Source organism: Streptomyces sp. NPDC020299, assembly GCF_044387825.1.
Lineage (GTDB): Bacteria > Actinomycetota > Actinomycetes > Streptomycetales > Streptomycetaceae > Streptomyces.
Map to the genome: position 1 here is coordinate 14648 of NZ_JBIRWL010000030.1, position 14236 is coordinate 28883.

The 14236-nt window shown below is 71.3% G+C and carries 15 protein-coding genes; 7 read left to right on the plus strand and 8 right to left on the minus strand.

Annotated elements, in window-relative coordinates:
• Positions 1 to 215: 215 nt before the first annotated feature.
• Together ACH45E_RS42585 and serB are read left to right on the plus strand one after the other, a co-directional pair.
• Positions 216 to 1949: a streptophobe family protein gene (locus ACH45E_RS42585; protein ID WP_361455487.1), complete on the plus strand. Its 1734-nt coding sequence runs from the start codon at positions 216 to 218 to the stop codon at positions 1947 to 1949.
• 120 nt (positions 1950 to 2069) lie between these two features.
• Positions 2070 to 3293 (plus strand): phosphoserine phosphatase SerB, encoded by a 1224-nt coding sequence (serB, locus tag ACH45E_RS42590; protein ID WP_361455484.1) that lies wholly within the window; start codon positions 2070 to 2072, stop codon positions 3291 to 3293.
• Positions 3294 to 3336: 43 nt separating this feature from the next.
• On the opposite strand, the gene ACH45E_RS42595 is transcribed toward serB, so the two are convergent.
• The 4 genes from ACH45E_RS42595 to ACH45E_RS42610 form a co-directional block, all read right to left on the minus strand.
• Positions 3337 to 3855 carry a histidine phosphatase family protein gene (locus ACH45E_RS42595; RefSeq protein WP_361455481.1) on the minus strand — a complete coding sequence of 173 codons (519 nt, stop codon included), beginning with the start codon at positions 3853 to 3855 and terminating at the stop codon, positions 3337 to 3339.
• Positions 3856 to 3959: 104 nt separating this feature from the next.
• Positions 3960 to 4166, minus strand: a complete 207-nt coding sequence (locus ACH45E_RS42600) for a hypothetical protein (protein WP_361455478.1) — start codon at positions 4164 to 4166, stop codon at positions 3960 to 3962.
• Positions 4167 to 4338: 172 nt separating this feature from the next.
• Positions 4339 to 4455: an SGM_5486 family transporter-associated protein gene (locus ACH45E_RS42605; protein ID WP_361455475.1), complete on the minus strand. Its 117-nt coding sequence runs from the start codon at positions 4453 to 4455 to the stop codon at positions 4339 to 4341.
• A 68-nt stretch (positions 4456 to 4523) separates the two neighbouring features.
• On the minus strand, positions 4524 to 5837 hold the full coding sequence (locus tag ACH45E_RS42610; RefSeq protein WP_361455472.1) for a CynX/NimT family MFS transporter: 1314 nt from the start codon (positions 5835 to 5837) through the stop codon (positions 4524 to 4526).
• Between the two features lie 70 nt (positions 5838 to 5907).
• Between ACH45E_RS42610 and ACH45E_RS42615 the strand changes: the two genes are divergently transcribed.
• Entirely contained in the window at positions 5908 to 6600 is a 693-nt protein-coding gene (locus ACH45E_RS42615; RefSeq protein ID WP_361455469.1) for a FadR/GntR family transcriptional regulator, read from the plus strand.
• Here ACH45E_RS42615 and ACH45E_RS42620 read toward each other — a convergent pair.
• From ACH45E_RS42620 to fabG, 3 genes are all read right to left on the minus strand, one after another.
• The gene (locus ACH45E_RS42620; protein ID WP_361455466.1) at positions 6578 to 6928 is read right to left on the minus strand and encodes a hypothetical protein; all 351 of its coding nucleotides are present in this window, start codon (positions 6926 to 6928) and stop codon (positions 6578 to 6580) included. The two genes, ACH45E_RS42615 and ACH45E_RS42620, sit on opposite strands and share 23 nt — an antisense overlap.
• Positions 6929 to 7109: 181 nt before the next feature.
• Positions 7110 to 7877 carry an enoyl-ACP reductase FabI gene (gene fabI, locus ACH45E_RS42625; RefSeq protein WP_361455463.1) on the minus strand — a complete coding sequence of 256 codons (768 nt, stop codon included), beginning with the start codon at positions 7875 to 7877 and terminating at the stop codon, positions 7110 to 7112.
• Positions 7878 to 7882: 5 nt separating this feature from the next.
• Positions 7883 to 8587, minus strand: coding sequence for a 3-oxoacyl-[acyl-carrier-protein] reductase (gene fabG / locus ACH45E_RS42630; protein ID WP_361455460.1), 705 nt, complete (start codon positions 8585 to 8587; stop codon positions 7883 to 7885).
• 293 nt (positions 8588 to 8880) lie between these two features.
• On the opposite strand from fabG, the gene ACH45E_RS42635 reads away from it, so the two are divergent.
• From ACH45E_RS42635 to tyrS, 3 genes are read left to right on the plus strand one after another with little or no spacing between them, the layout of a single operon-like run.
• On the plus strand, positions 8881 to 10404 hold the full coding sequence (locus ACH45E_RS42635; protein WP_361455457.1) for a TldD/PmbA family protein: 1524 nt from the start codon (positions 8881 to 8883) through the stop codon (positions 10402 to 10404).
• The gene (locus ACH45E_RS42640) at positions 10401 to 11795 is read left to right on the plus strand and encodes a metallopeptidase TldD-related protein (protein WP_361455454.1); all 1395 of its coding nucleotides are present in this window, start codon (positions 10401 to 10403) and stop codon (positions 11793 to 11795) included. Before ACH45E_RS42635 ends, ACH45E_RS42640 begins: the two co-directional genes overlap by 4 nt.
• Positions 11796 to 11848: 53 nt before the next feature.
• The gene (gene tyrS, locus ACH45E_RS42645) at positions 11849 to 13117 is read left to right on the plus strand and encodes a tyrosine--tRNA ligase (RefSeq protein WP_361455451.1); all 1269 of its coding nucleotides are present in this window, start codon (positions 11849 to 11851) and stop codon (positions 13115 to 13117) included.
• Positions 13118 to 13188: 71 nt separating this feature from the next.
• Here the strand turns inward: tyrS and ACH45E_RS42650 are convergent, their stop codons facing one another.
• Positions 13189 to 13473, minus strand: coding sequence for a GlsB/YeaQ/YmgE family stress response membrane protein (locus ACH45E_RS42650; protein ID WP_361455448.1), 285 nt, complete (start codon positions 13471 to 13473; stop codon positions 13189 to 13191).
• Positions 13474 to 13690: 217 nt separating this feature from the next.
• On the opposite strand from ACH45E_RS42650, the gene ACH45E_RS42655 reads away from it, so the two are divergent.
• Entirely contained in the window at positions 13691 to 14086 is a 396-nt protein-coding gene (locus tag ACH45E_RS42655; RefSeq protein ID WP_361455445.1) for a DUF3099 domain-containing protein, read from the plus strand.
• Positions 14087 to 14236: the final 150 nt, after the last annotated feature.

Consider the following 14236-nt stretch of genomic DNA (forward strand, 5'->3'; position numbering starts at 1 on the left):
CGAGTTTCCCCCAACACAGGGAGTCTAGGGATGTCGAACATCGTGGGGAACTATTTCAGGCTCCGCCCTCTGACCGAAAGTCGGGCCTTGCGAAGAGCGCCGACGAGCGCTTCAACTCATCCCGTTGACGGGGTTGAAACCGGCCCGGAGAGTGGTAATCCCACGCGAGGGGGACACAGCGGCCGCCGGCCGCGCCGCGGATCGGGGGGTCTGCCATGAGCTCTGCCACGGAAGTCGGGACCGCGCGACACGGCACGAGGCTGCTGCCGTGGGGCGACATCCTGCTGTCGGCGGTCGCCGCCGTCAGCTGGGCGCTGATAGGGATGGCGGGGACGGCCGCGCTCGGGCTGCACCTCCTGCGGGCGGACACGGCGGGCTCACTGGGCCCGATGACCGCGGCTGTTGTGGCCCTGGGGGCCGGTGGTTCGGTCTCCCCGTCCGGCGATGTGTCGGCGTTCGGCCTGAAGGGCGCTCAGGCGCACACCGCCATAGAGATCACGCCACTCGGGGTGAGCCTGGTGGGCGCCCTGCTGTTGTCGTGGTTCTTCCTACGGTCCCTGCGAGCGGCCGGAGTTGTGATCGCCCCCGCCGAACTCCTGGCGCGCGCGGGCGCGGTGCTGGCACTGTTCGTGGCGATGCTGGGCGGGCTGGCCTGGGCGGGGCACGACGTCATCACGATCGACGGCGGCTCACTCGGGCTCGACCAGCTGCCGGGCGCGGGCGGCGGCAAAGGCGGCGGGGTCAGCATCCCCGGTCTCGGCGACCTCGGGGACATCGGCGGGCTGCTGCCCGACCGGATCGGCGACCTGATCCACGCCAAGGCGGCGGTCGGCTTCACCGTGGACACCGCGCCCACCGTGCTCGGCGGCCTCGGCTGGTGCGCCGGAACCCTGCTGATCGCCCTGCTCGCCTCGCGCCGCACCCCGCTGCCGAGCGGCTGGGAGGCCGTGCACCGGGTGGTACGGCCCGCGGCCTCGGCGCTCGTCACCGTGCTCCTCGTGGCCGTCGGGGCGGGCCTCGCGGCGGCGGCGTACGCGGCGATCGGCGACGACCACCCGGCGCGGATCGCGGGCGCGGCGCTCCTCGGCGCGCCGAACGGCGTGTGGCTCGGCGTGCCCATCGGTCTGTTCGTGCCGTGGGACGGCAGGGCGACGGGCGCGCTGGTGGGGCTGCTGCCCGACCCGCTGGACAAGCTCCTCGGCCCGGGGTCCGGCCGGTCGGTGACCCTGGGGAGCCTCGCCGACCTGGACGGGCGGGTATGGCTGCTGGGGGTCGCGGCGGCCCTGATGATGCTGCTGGCGGGCGTGCTGACGGCGGTACGGACCCCGGTGGAGGCCGGGTCCGGGGCGGGCGGTTTCGTGGGGCGGTGTGCGCTGCGGCTGGGCGTCGCCACCGCGCTGACGCTGCCGCTGCTGGCCTGGCTGGCCGATGTCTCCGTGGACGCCTCGCTGTCGGTGCTGGGGTTCGACGCGTTCGGCGCCGGGGTCCAGCTGCACGGCCATCTGGGCATGGCCCTGCTCCTCGGGGCCGCATGGGGCGCGGGGGCGGGGGCGGCGGGGGCGCTGCCGGCCCTGGCTTTCGGGGCGGCTGGCCGGAGGGCGTCGGTGCTGGCACTGGGTGACGAGCGCGCGCGGCCTTCGGGCTCTTCGGGGCCGGGTGGGTCGTCGGGGCCCTACGCCCCCGGCACGCCGTACCGTCCGCCGAACCCGGGCACCAATCCCTATCTGCGGATCCCGGAGGCGCTGCGGAAACCTGAGGACGCGAAGGGTGCGTACGGTCCCGGAGAGTCGCCGACGTCTTCGGCATCGTCGTCGTCGGCCGCGTCGGCGTCGGCGTCCGGTGACGTGTACGGCTCCCCCACCGTGGCCCGGCCGGTCGGCCCGCCCCCGCCTCCGCCCCCACCGTCTCCTCCGCCGCCTCCGCCGGGGAAGCGGAGAGGGCGGCCGTGAGGTGAACCGGTCGTGGCCCGCCCGTCGGCATCCGGCAACCGGAGCGACACCTACTGTTCCTGTCCGCTGGGCGGACCGCGCGGGCGGTAGGCACTGGGTGCCGGATACGGTGGATACACCATGAGCGCTTCGCAGACTGCCGCCTCGCAGACCTCTGACGTCCCCACCCTCCTCGTCAAGATCTTCGGCAAGGACCGGCCGGGCATCACGGCCGGCCTCTTCGACACCCTTGCCGCCTTCTACGTCGACGTGGTCGACATCGAGCAGGTCGTCACGCGTGGCCGCCTGGTGCTGTGCGCGCTCGTGACACAGCCGCCCCCCGGTCTGGAGGGTGATCTGCGGGCCACCGTGCACAGCTGGGCCGAGTCGATGAAGATGCAGGCGGAGATCATCTCCGGTCGTGGCGACAACCGGCCGCGTGGTCTCGGGCGCTCCCTGGTGACCGTCCTCGGGCATCCCCTCACCGCCGAGTCGACCGCCGCGATCGCGGCCCGGATCGCCAAGACCGGCGGCAACATCGACCGTATCTTCCGGCTCGCCAAGTATCCGGTGACGGCGGTGGAGTTCGCGGTGTCCGGTGCGGAGACCGAGCCGCTGCGCACCGCCCTGGTCACCGACGCGGCGGCGCTCGGCGTGGACGTCGCGGTCGTGTCGGCGGGGCTGCACCGGCGGGCGCAGCGCCTGGTGGTGATGGACGTCGACTCCACGCTGATCCAGGACGAGGTGATCGAGCTCTTCGCCGCGCACGCCGGCTGCGAGGAGAAGGTCGCCGAGGTGACGGCGGCCGCGATGCGCGGGGAACTGGACTTCGAGCAGTCGCTGCACGCGCGCGTGGCCCTGCTGGAGGGCCTGGACGCCTCGGTGGTGCAGAAGGTACGGGCCGAGGTCCGGCTGACTCCGGGGGCCCGCACCCTGATCCGGACGCTGAAGCGGCTCGGCTACCAGGTCGGTGTCGTCTCGGGGGGCTTCACGCAGGTCACCGACGATCTGAAGGACCGGCTCGGGCTGGACTTCGCCCAGGCCAACACGCTGGAGATCGTCGACGGCAGGCTGACGGGCCGGGTCACCGGCGAGATCGTGGACCGGGCCGGCAAGGCCCGGCTGCTGCGCCGGTTCGCCGCCGAGGCCGGTGTCCCGTTGTCCCAGACGGTGGCGATCGGCGACGGCGCCAACGACCTGGACATGCTGAACGCGGCGGGACTGGGCGTGGCCTTCAACGCCAAGCCGGTCGTCCGTGAGGCCGCGCACACCGCGGTGAACGTGCCCTTCCTGGACACGGTCCTGTACCTGCTGGGCGTCACCCGTGAAGAGGTCGAGGCGGCGGACACGCACGACGAGGGCTGAGCCGCCCCTGGGCGTGCCGCGTGCGCGGCACGCCCAAGGAGTGTCACTCGGAGGGAGCCCAGTAGTCGACGAGTGTGGCCTTGCCCGGTTCCAGGCTCTTCCAGGAGCCGGTGAAGGTCAGAACGGCGAAGGCGGCGGCGGGGAAGCCGCGGCGGTTCATCCGTTCGCGGGCATCGTTCTCGTCGGAGGCGGCCAGGATGTCGGCGAGTCCGTGGATGCCCGGGTTGTGGCCGATCATGATCGCGTTCTGTGTGTCGTCGTCGACTTCGTTGAGCACGGCGATCAGCTCACCGGGTGAGGCCTCGTAGACCCGCTCCTCATAGATGGTTTTCGGCCGCTCCGGGAACTCGTGGACGGCGAGCTTCCAGGTCTCGCGGGTCCGGACGGCGGTCGAGCACAGGGCCAGATCGAGGTGGAGGCCGGTGTCGGCCAGCTTGCGGCCGGCGACTGCGGCGTCCATGCGGCCCCGCTCGGCGAGCGGCCGCTCATGGTCGTTCACTTGTGGCCAGTCGGCTTTCGCATGCCGGAAGAGGACAATCCTGCGGGGTTCTGCGACGCTCATGGCACCCAGCTTCGCATGAAACAGGCCATGGGGCGCAGGGAGTTGACATGCGGATTTACGGGCGGAAGGCGTCCCTCGGCCTGGCGGACGGGGGCCTGGCGGGTCTAGCGGGTGACCAGCTGCTGGGCCCGTTCGACGAGGTGGGTGAGGGCCGGGTCGCCGGTGGCCGCCTGGGCATGCGACGGGTTGAGTATCAGCATCAGCAGGGCGACGAAGGCGAGCGCGGGCAGGGCGAGGGCCCACCAGGGCAGCCGGATGTCGACGCCGCCCATGGTCGCCGGGTGGGGCCGGGTGTGCGTACGGGCCGACATGCTCGCCTCCGCGGGTCTTCGAGTGTCCGTGGTCCGCTTGTCGCGGCCACATCTCGAAGTTACGGAATCCGCGCCCGTCGGCCCATCCGGTGACCCACCCACTCGACCCTGACCCTGGCCCCCTAGGGGATGGTGGTGCTACCCCCACCATGGCGGCCGGGAGGGGGCGGGGTCAGGGGGACGCGATGGTCGCGATGATGGCGATGATCACGAAGATGGCGAAGAACGAGCCGAAGACGATCAGCATCTTCTTCTGGCCGTTCTGGGGGTTCGGATCGAGCACTGGCATGGGGCCAGTCTCGCACCCCCGGCCCGCGGCGGATCCGCCGGGGTGAGGCCCGTACCCCGAGTGGCGGATCAGCGTGCCGCCTCGTCCTCCACCGTCCGGTCCCGGCCCGCCAGGACGCCCACGGCCATCTGCGGCAGCATGAGGCCGGCCATGAGCGCGATCGGCAGGCCCCAGCCGCCGCTGCTCTGGTACAGCACGCCGACCAGGAGCGGCCCGGGGATGGAGATCAGGTAGCCGGTGCTCTGCGCGAAGGCGGACAGCTGGGCGACGCCCGCGCCGGTGCCAGCCCGCATCCCCACCATCGTCAGCGCCAGCGGGAAGGCGCAGTTGGAGATGCCGAGCAGCAGAGCCCAGGCCAAGGCGCCGCCGGCCGGTGCGAGGTACAGGCCGGCGTACCCGGCGAGGCCGCAGGCGCCGAGCGCCAGCACGATCGGGCCCTGGTGCGGCAGCCGGGCGGCCAGGCGCGGGATGACGAAGGCCAGCGGCACGCCCATCACCATGGTGAGGGCGAGCAGCAGTCCGGCCGTGCCCGCGGCGACGCCGGCGTCCCGGAAGATCTGCGGCATCCAGCCCATCGTGATGTAGGCGGCGGTGGCCTGGAGCCCGAAGAAGACCGCCAGCGCCCAGGCGGTACGGCTCCGGGTGATGCGCAGCGCCGGTCCCCGCCGCTCCTGGTGGGCCTGGCGCGCGGGCGCCCGGCCGGCGGGGGCCGGCCCCCGGTCCCGTACCAGTGGCAGCCAGGGCAGCACCGCGACGGCGGCGAGGGCCGCCCACGCGGCGAGCCCGGAGTGCCAGTTGCCGCCCAGCGTGTCGGTCAGGGGCACGGTCGCCGCGGCGGCGACCGAGGTTCCGGCGGCGAGTGCCATCGAGTACAGGCCGGTCATGGTGCCCACGCGGTCGGGGAACCAGCGCTTGACGATGACCGGCATCAGGACGTTGCTGACCGCTATGCCCATGAGGGCGAGTGCGCTGGCGGCCAGGAATCCGCCGGTGCCCCCGGTATAGGGCCGTATCAGGAGCCCCGCGGCGATGGCGACCATGCCGGCGCACACCACGGCGGAGGGGCCGAAGCGGCGGGCGAGGCGCGGGGCGGTGACGCCGAAGACGGCGAAGCACAGCGGCGGGACGGAGGTGAGGAGTCCGGCCACGGCGCCGCTCATGCCGAGGTCGCCGCGGACCTCCTGCAGCAGGGCGCCGAGACTGGTGATGGCGGGGCGGAGGTTCACCGCGGACAGCACGATGGCGACGACGACCAGACGCGTCGCCCACGCGCGCGTGAGGGGCGCGGCCGAACCGGATCCGCCGGCGGCCGTCGGGGGGCGGGGTGTGCGGGGTGTGCGGGATGTCGTACGTGTTTCCTCGCGTGCCATGCGGACCATCATAGAATCATAGGATGATTGGTTGTCCATCCTTGGGTCGCTCGCTCCCCGTCCGCCTGTGCGAAGGTGTGCCATGCCCCTGAGCCATCCCCGTCGTTCCGCGCTGTCCGAGCAGGTCATCGCCGAGCTGCGCAACCAGATCACCTCGGGCGAGTGGCCGGTCGGTTCGCGCATCCCCACGGAGCCCGAGCTGGTCGAGCAGCTCGGGGTCGCCCGCAACACGGTCCGCGAGGCCGTCCGCGCGCTCGCGCACAACGGCCTGCTGGACATCCGGCAGGGCTCGGGCACCTATGTCGTGGCCACCAGTGAGCTGGCGGGCGTGATGCACCGCCGCTTCGCCGGCGCCGACCCGCGGCACATCGCCGAGCTGCGCTCCACACTGGAGTCATCGGCGGCGAGGCTGGCCGCCGAGCGGCGCACCGAGAAGGACCTCAAGCAGCTCGACGCGCTCCTGGTACGGCGCGAGGAGGCCTGGGAGTCGGGTGACGCGGAGGCTTTCGTGACGGCGGACGCGACCTTCCACCTTGCCGTGGTGGCCGCCTCCCACAACGACGTCATGACGGCGATGTACGCGGACCTGGGCGAGGTGCTGCGGGACTGGCTGCGCGCGGACGTCGGCGCGGAGCTCACGCCCGAGGCGCACATGGACCACACCCGGCTCGTGGACGCCATCCGCGCGGGCGATGCGCAGGCGGCCGCCACGGAGGCCGCGAGCTATCCCTTCCTGTGCCGTCCGGGGCGGTTCAGCTCACCTTCTGGTGGCTGATCCACACCGAGCGGACCTCCTTCCAGCACCGACCCGCCAGCCGGACGGTCATCGCGGGGTCGGTGTCGACGGGATCGCCGTCGGTGTCGAGGTCCCACCAGCGGTCGCACTCGATGTGCAGGCGCACGCGGTCGATGCCGACGTACGGGTTGTGGCAGTACGCCACCACCTGCGAGCCGCTGACGGCCGTACGGCACTCCGCCCCGAACAGCTCCGGGAACGGCTGCTTGCCGCCCTTCACGCGCGCGTGCGGCATCGCCTCGTACGGCAGGGAGAGCACGAGAGCCACTGCTACGGTCACCGAGGTCAGGCTGCGGGACAGGCGCACAAGAAGACCTCCTCGGCCGTGCTGGGGAGGGCATTCGCGAGGTGGACGCGCAATCCAGAGTGCGCCGCCCCGCACCGGGGCGCCCGGCTGGTGGGCCGAACGGGTGAAGCCAAAAAGCCCCGAGGCCCGCACCCCGGCAAGGGGTGCGGGCCTCGGAACGGTAAAGCCCCAGCGGCAGCGGTCAGGCGCCGACGGCGTGCAGACCGCCGTCCACGTGGACGATCTCGCCGGTGGTCTTCGGGAACCAGTCGCTCAGCAAGGCGACCACGCCGCGGCCGGCCGGCTCCGGGTCCTTGAGGTCCCACTCCAGGGGCGCGCGGTTGTCCCACACGGACGCCAGCTCCGCGAAGCCCGGGATGGACTTGGCGGCCATGGAGCCGATGGGACCGGCGGAGACGAGGTTGCAGCGGATGTTCTGCTTGCCCAGGTCGCGGGCGATGTAACGGCTGGTGGCCTCCAGGGCGGCCTTGGCCGGGCCCATCCAGTCGTACTGCGGCCAGGCGAACTTGGCGTCGAAGGTGAGGCCGACGACGGAGCCGCCGTTCTGCATCAGCGGCAGGCAGGCCATGGTCAGCGACTTCAGGGAGTACGCCGAGACGTGCATGGCGGTGGCCACGGACTCGAACGGCGTGTTGAGGAAGTTGCCGCCGAGCGCGTCCTGGGGCGCGAAGCCGATCGAGTGCACGACGCCGTCGAGGCCGCCGAGCTCCTCGCCGACGACGTCGGCCAGACGCGCGAGGTGCTCGTCGTTGGTGACGTCGAGCTCGATGACCTTGGTGGGCTTGGGCAGCTTCTTGGCGATGCGCTCGGTCAGCGTGGGCCGCGGGAAGGCGGTCAGGATGATCTCGGCGCCCTGCTCCTGGGCCAGCTTGGCGGTGTGGAAGGCGATGGAGGACTCCATCAGCACACCGGTGATCAGGACGCGCTTGCCCTCGAGAATTCCGCTCATGGTGATCAGTGACCCATTCCCAGTCCGCCGTCAACGGGAATGACGGCTCCAGTGATGTACGAGGCGTCGTCCGAGGCGAGGAACCGCACCGTCGCGGCGATCTCCTCCGGCTGCGCATAACGACCGAGCGGCACCTGCGACACGATGCTCGTGCGCTGCTCGTCGGTGAGCGCCTTGGTCATGTCGGTGTCGACGAAGCCGGGGGCGACGACATTGAACGTGATGTTGCGCGAGCCGAGCTCACGGGCGAGGGAGCGCGCGAAGCCGACCAGGGCCGCCTTGGACGCGGCGTAGTTGGCCTGTCCCGCCGAGCCGAGCAGGCCGACCACGGACGAGATCAGGACGACACGGCCCTTCTTGGCGCGCAGCATGGCGCGGTTGGCGCGCTTGACGACGCGGAAGGTGCCGGTGAGGTTGGTGTCGATCACCGAGGTGAAGTCCTCCTCGGACATGCGCATCAGGAGCTGGTCCTTGGTGACGCCCGCGTTGGCGATCAGGACCTCGACCGGGCCGTGCTGCTCCTCGATCTCCTTGTAGGCCTGCTCCACCTGCTCGGGGTCGGTGATGTCGCACTTGACGGCGAGGAAGCCGGCTGGCGGCTCACCCGAGCGGTACGTGATCGCGACCTTGTCGCCGGCGTCGGCGAAAGCGCGGGCGATGGCGAGGCCGATGCCCCGGTTTCCTCCGGTGACGAGAACCGAGCGGCTCAACGGATCACCCTTTCGATAGCGGTCTGACACACCGCCCGGACACCTGGACGGCAGGCGGCTTCCCTCGAAAACCTATCGGTCCGGCCGCGCCGGGGGGCAAGCGGGCACCGACAGTGGCTCGCGCCGCTCACTGTCGGATCCCTACAGTCGGCACCGAGGGGTACGACCGCCCATTCACTTCTCGCCGTATCGGCAGGAACAGTCGTGTGTATTTCCGAGGAATGCGCTACGTGAGACGTGATTCACTGCTCGCGACGGTCATCACAGGCGAGTAGTCCGGAGGGATCCCACCCGTGCCCCACGAAGTCGATCAGTCATTTCTGGCACTTCCCCTACGCGCCCTGGCCGACGCCGCGCTCGCGCGTGCGCGGGCGCTGGGGGCCGAGCACGCGGACTTCCGGTTCGAGCGGGTGCGCAGCGCGTCGTGGCGGCTCAGGGACGCCAAGCCCGCCGGTTCGTCGGACACCACCGACCTGGGGTACGCGGTGCGGGTCGTGCACGGCGGGACGTGGGGCTTCGCGTCCGGGGTCGATCTGAGCCTCGACGCCGCCGCCAAGGTCGCCTCGCAGGCCGTGGCGATGGCGAAGCTCTCCGCGCAGGTGATCAAGGCGGCCGGGGCGGACGAGCGCGTGGAGCTGGCCGGCGAGCCGGTTCATGCCGAGAAGACGTGGGTCTCGTCGTACGAGATCGATCCGTTCAGCGTGCCCGACGAGGAGAAGCCGGCGCTGCTGGCGGACTGGAGCGCGCGGCTGCTGGCGGCGCGGGGGGTCGACCATGTCGACGCCTCGCTGCTCACCGTGCACGAGAACAAGTTCTATGCGGACACCGCGGGGACCGTGACGACGCAGCAGCGGGTGCGGCTGCATCCGCAGCTGACCGCCGTGTCGGTGGACGAGTCCAGCGGCGAGTTCGACTCGATGCGGACCATCGCGCCGCCCGTCGGGCGCGGCTGGGAGTACCTCACCGGCACCGGCTGGGACTGGGACACCGAGCTGGAGCGGATCCCGGAGCTGCTGGCCGAGAAGATGCGTGCGCCGAGCGTCGAGCCGGGGCTGTACGACCTGGTCGTGGACCCGTCCAACCTGTGGCTGACCATCCACGAGTCGATCGGGCACGCCACCGAGCTGGACCGGGCGCTCGGCTACGAGGCCGCCTACGCGGGCACCTCCTTCGCCACCTTCGACCAGCTCGGCAAGCTGAAGTACGGCTCGGAGCTGATGAACGTGACCGGCGACCGCACCGCCGAGCACGGACTGGCGACCATCGGGTACGACGATGAAGGTGTCGAGGCGCAGTCCTGGGACCTGGTGAAGGACGGCACGCTGGTCGGCTACCAGCTGGACCGGCGGATCGCGAAACTGACCGGGTTCGAGCGGTCCAACGGGTGCGCGTACGCCGACTCCCCCGGGCACGTGCCGGTGCAGCGCATGGCCAATGTGTCGCTCCGGCCGGATCCGGCCGGGATGTCCACGGAGGACCTGATCGGGGGCGTCGACCGGGGCATCTACGTCGTCGGCGACCGGTCCTGGTCCATCGACATGCAGCGCTACAACTTCCAGTTCACCGGACAGCGCTTCTTCAAGATCGAGAACGGGCGGATCACCGGTCAGCTGCGGGACGTCGCCTACCAGGCGACGACCACCGACTTCTGGGGCTCCATGGCGGCCGTCGGCGGCCCGCAGACATACGTCCTGGGCGGCGCCTTCAACTGCGGCAAGGCCCAGCCGGGACAGACCGCCTCCGTGTCGCACGGCTGCCCCTCCGCCCTCTTCAAGGGCGTCAACATCCTCAACACCACGCAGGAGGCCGGTCGATGAGCGCCCGTAGCAACAAGCCGCACGAAATCGTCGAGCGCGCTCTGGAGCTGTCGCGGGCCGACGGCTGCGTCGTGATCGCCGACGAGCACTCGACGGCCAACCTGCGCTGGGCGGGCAACGCGCTGACGACCAACGGCGTCACGCGCGGGCGTACGCTCACGGTGATCGCGACCGTGGACGGACAGGAGGGCTCCGCCTCCGGTGTGGTGTCGCGGTCCGCGGTGACCGCCGAGGAGCTGGAGCCCCTGGTGCGGGCCGCCGAGGCCGCCGCTCGCGGCGCCGGGCCCGCCGAGGACGCGCAGCCGCTGGTCACGGGCGTGCCGGAGTCCCCGGACTTCACGGACGCCCCCACCGAGACCTCCTCCGCCGTGTTCGCGGACTTCGCACCGGCGCTCGGCGAAGCGTTCGCACGCGCGCGTGCGGGCGGCCGGGAGCTGTACGGCTTCGCCAACCACGAGCTGGTCTCGACGTACCTGGGCACATCCACGGGCCTGCGCCTGAGGCACGACCAGCCCAACGGCACGCTGGAGATCAACGCCAAGTCCCCGGACCGTACGCGCTCGGCGTGGGCGGGGCGCTCCACGCGGGACTTCAAGGACGTCGACCCGGGGGCGCTGGACGCCGAGCTGGCCGTACGGCTCGGCTGGGCCGAGCGGCGGATCGAGCTGCCCGCGGGCCGTTACGAGACGCTGCTGCCGCCGACCGCGGTGGCCGACCTGCTGATCTACCAGCTGTGGTCGGCGTCCGGCCGGGACGCGGCCGAGGGCCGGACGGTGTTCTCCAGGCCGGGCGGCGGCACCCGTGTCGGCGACCGGCTGACCGAGCTGCCGCTGACGCTGCGCAGCGACCCGAACGAGCCGGGTCTGGAGTGCCCGCCGTTCGTGATCGCGCACTCCTCCGGGGGCGATCAGTCGGTGTTCGACAACGGGCTGCCGGTCGGCGGCACCGACTGGGTCGGCGAGGGCCGGCTCGAGCATCTGACGACCACCCGGCACAGCGCCGGCCTGACCGGGCTGCCGGTGGCCCCGGCGGTCGGCAATCTCATCCTGGACGGCGGTGAGGACCGCTCCCTGGAGGAGATGGTGGCGGCCACCGGACGCGGGCTGCTGCTGACCTGTCTGTGGTACATCCGCGAGGTCGATCCGGCGACGCTGCTGCTGACCGGGCTGACCCGGGACGGCGTCTACCTCGTGGAGAACGGCGAGGTGACCGGCGAGGTGAACAACTTCCGGTTCAACGAGTCGCCGGTGGACCTGCTCGGGCGGGCCACGGAGGCCGGGCGCACGGAAAAGACGCTGCCGAGGGAATGGAGCGACTGGTTCACCAGGGCTGCGATGCCCGCGCTGCGGGTGCCCGACTTCAATATGAGCTCTGTCAGCCAGGGCGTATAACCTCGTACCTGATTCGTACCTGGTACGCGCCCACTCAAGGAGATACGAGAACCGTGACGGACATCGTCGACGAGCTGAAGTGGCGGGGGCTGTTCGCCCTGTCCACTGACGAGGACGCTTTGCGCAAGGCGCTCGCGGACGGTCCCGTCACGTTCTATTGCGGTTTCGACCCGACCGCGCCGTCCCTGCACGTGGGGCACCTGGTGCAGGTGCTCACCGTGCGCCGGCTCCAGCAGGCCGGTCACCGGCCGTTGGCGCTGGTCGGCGGCGCCACGGGTCTGATCGGCGACCCGCGCCCGACGGCGGAGCGCACGCTGAACGCCCCGGAGACGGTCGCCGGCTGGGTGGACAAGCTGCGCCACCAGATCGAGCCGTTCCTCTCCTTCGAGGGGGAGAACGCGGCCGTCATGGTCAACAACCTCGACTGGACCGGGGGCCTGTCCGCGATCGAGTTCCTGAGGGACATCGGCAAGCACTTCCGTGTCAACAAGATGCTCACGAAGGACTCCGTGGCCCGCCGCCTGGAGTCCGACCAGGGCATCAGCTACACGGAGTTCAGCTACCAGATCCTGCAGGGCATGGACTTCCTGCAGCTGTTCCGGCGGTACGGCTGCACGCTCCAGCAGGGCGGCAGCGACCAGTGGGGCAACCTCACGGCCGGCCTGGACCTGATCCACCGGCTGGAGCCGCACGCCAATGTGCACGCGCTGGCGACGCCGCTGATGACCAAGGCGGACGGCACCAAGTTCGGCAAGACCGAGGGCGGCGCGGTCTGGCTCGACCCGGAGATGACGACGCCGTACGCGTTCTACCAGTTCTGGCTGAACGTGGACGACCGGGACATCTCGACGTACCTGCGGATCCTGTCCTTCAAGTCCCGCGAGGAGCTGGAGGAGCTGGAGAAGCAGACCGAGGAGCGTCCGCAGGCCCGGGCCGCGCAGCGCGCGCTGGCCGAGGAGCTGACGACGCTGGTGCACGGCGCCGGCCAGACGGCCGCCGTGATCGCCGCGTCCAAGGCGCTCTTCGGCCAGGGCGAGCTGGCCGAGCTCGACGACCGTACGCTGGCGGCGGCCCTGTCCGAGGTGCCGCACGTCCAGGTCGCCGAGCTCGGTCCGGTGGTCGACCTGTTCGCCGAGGTCGGTCTGGTGGCCAGCAAGTCGGCCGCGCGGCGCACGGTCAAGGAGGGCGGTGCCTACGTGAACAACGTCAAGGTCGCCGCCGAGGACGCCGTTCCGGCGAAGGAGGACCTGCTGCACGGGCGGTGGCTGGTGCTGCGGCGTGGGAAGAAGAACCTGGCGGCGGTCGAGGTCACCGGCGCCTGAGACGCACCGAGCCTGTAAGACGCGCCGGAGGGCGGCTTCCCGCGGGGAGCCGCCCTCCGGCGTACCCGCGGTCAGACGTGCTGCTGCTTCTTCCGGGTCCCCCACAGCGCCATGTACGCCATGTCGCCGACGGCCACGATGATGATCGCGGCGACCAGCTGGAAGAGGTGCCGGGTCCAGTCGATGCCCGGGGTCGCCCCGACGCCGAACGCGCGGGCGATCGCGTTGCCCGCGACGGCGCCGAGGATGCCGAAGATGGTGGTCAGCCAGAGCGGGCTGTGCTGCTTGCCCGGGATGACCGCCTTGGCGATCAGACCGAGCACGAATCCGACGATGATCGCCCACAACCAGCCCATGACTGCCTCCTCGTACGGCTCGACGTGAGCACTACGCCCAGTCTCGGCGTGTCCGCCGTACGACGCATGTCGGGTACGGCCGGGCGATGTACGGTCCTACGCGTCCCGGCGGACCGCGTTCGCCCAGGCGGCAGGGTGCCCCGGTCTCGAAGGCGGCGCAGCCGCGGCGTACCGTGGAAGGCGGGGAGAGGCCGATGCGGGCGGATGGTGGAATGTGATGCGGAAGCAGCATGGCGGCGGCAACGTCCAGGTGTTCCGGATCACCGGAGCCCGGACGGGGCTGGCCGAGGACGTGCGCGGCCGGCAGCGCCGGTACGTCATCTCCATGGCGATCCGCACGGTCGCGGTGATCCTCGCCGCCACCCTCTGGAACGTCGAACGGCACGTGGCGATCGTGGCCTTGGTGCTCGGGGCGACCCTGCCCTATATCGCCGTGGTGGTCGCCAACGCGGGCCGCGAGCGGGCGCCGGGGCTGCCGTCGACCTTCGTGACCGCGCCGACCCCCCCGATGATCGCTCCGCCCGCGAACGACACGCAGACGGAACCCGTGCCGGAGGACGTACCGGCGGAGCCCACGGCGGGAGTACGGGGTGAGCGGTCCGACCCCGTGTGACCATCACCGATGGCCGGCGGGCGGACGTAGGCTCCGCGCCAAGCTCAAGAAAAGCTCAGATCAATCATGCTGTTCCAGTGCCGGGCGAAGGGTTACCCGTGACATACTTCGTACGCGCTCCGCATCCCCCGTCGGAGCGACGGACCGACG

What these genes read in the sequence shown, in the direction of transcription:
- ACH45E_RS42595 (WP_361455481.1), bottom strand. Translation starts at nt 3,855, where the DNA reads ATGAGCGTCGCAGAACCCCGCAGGATTGTCCTCTTCCGGCATGCGAAA.
- ACH45E_RS42610 (WP_361455472.1), bottom strand. Translation starts at nt 5,837, where the DNA reads ATGATGGTCCGCATGGCACGCGAGGAAACACGTACGACATCCCGCACA.
- ACH45E_RS42640 (WP_361455454.1), top strand. Translation starts at nt 10,401, where the DNA reads ATGAGCGCCCGTAGCAACAAGCCGCACGAAATCGTCGAGCGCGCTCTG.
- ACH45E_RS42585 (WP_361455487.1), top strand. Translation starts at nt 216, where the DNA reads ATGAGCTCTGCCACGGAAGTCGGGACCGCGCGACACGGCACGAGGCTG.
- fabI (WP_361455463.1), bottom strand. Translation starts at nt 7,877, where the DNA reads ATGAGCGGAATTCTCGAGGGCAAGCGCGTCCTGATCACCGGTGTGCTG.
- ACH45E_RS42605 (WP_361455475.1), bottom strand. Translation starts at nt 4,455, where the DNA reads ATGCCAGTGCTCGATCCGAACCCCCAGAACGGCCAGAAGAAGATGCTG.
- ACH45E_RS42655 (WP_361455445.1), top strand. Translation starts at nt 13,691, where the DNA reads ATGCGGAAGCAGCATGGCGGCGGCAACGTCCAGGTGTTCCGGATCACC.
- ACH45E_RS42615 (WP_361455469.1), top strand. Translation starts at nt 5,908, where the DNA reads ATGCCCCTGAGCCATCCCCGTCGTTCCGCGCTGTCCGAGCAGGTCATC.
- ACH45E_RS42650 (WP_361455448.1), bottom strand. Translation starts at nt 13,473, where the DNA reads ATGGGCTGGTTGTGGGCGATCATCGTCGGATTCGTGCTCGGTCTGATC.
- serB (WP_361455484.1), top strand. Translation starts at nt 2,070, where the DNA reads ATGAGCGCTTCGCAGACTGCCGCCTCGCAGACCTCTGACGTCCCCACC.
- ACH45E_RS42600 (WP_361455478.1), bottom strand. Translation starts at nt 4,166, where the DNA reads ATGTCGGCCCGTACGCACACCCGGCCCCACCCGGCGACCATGGGCGGC.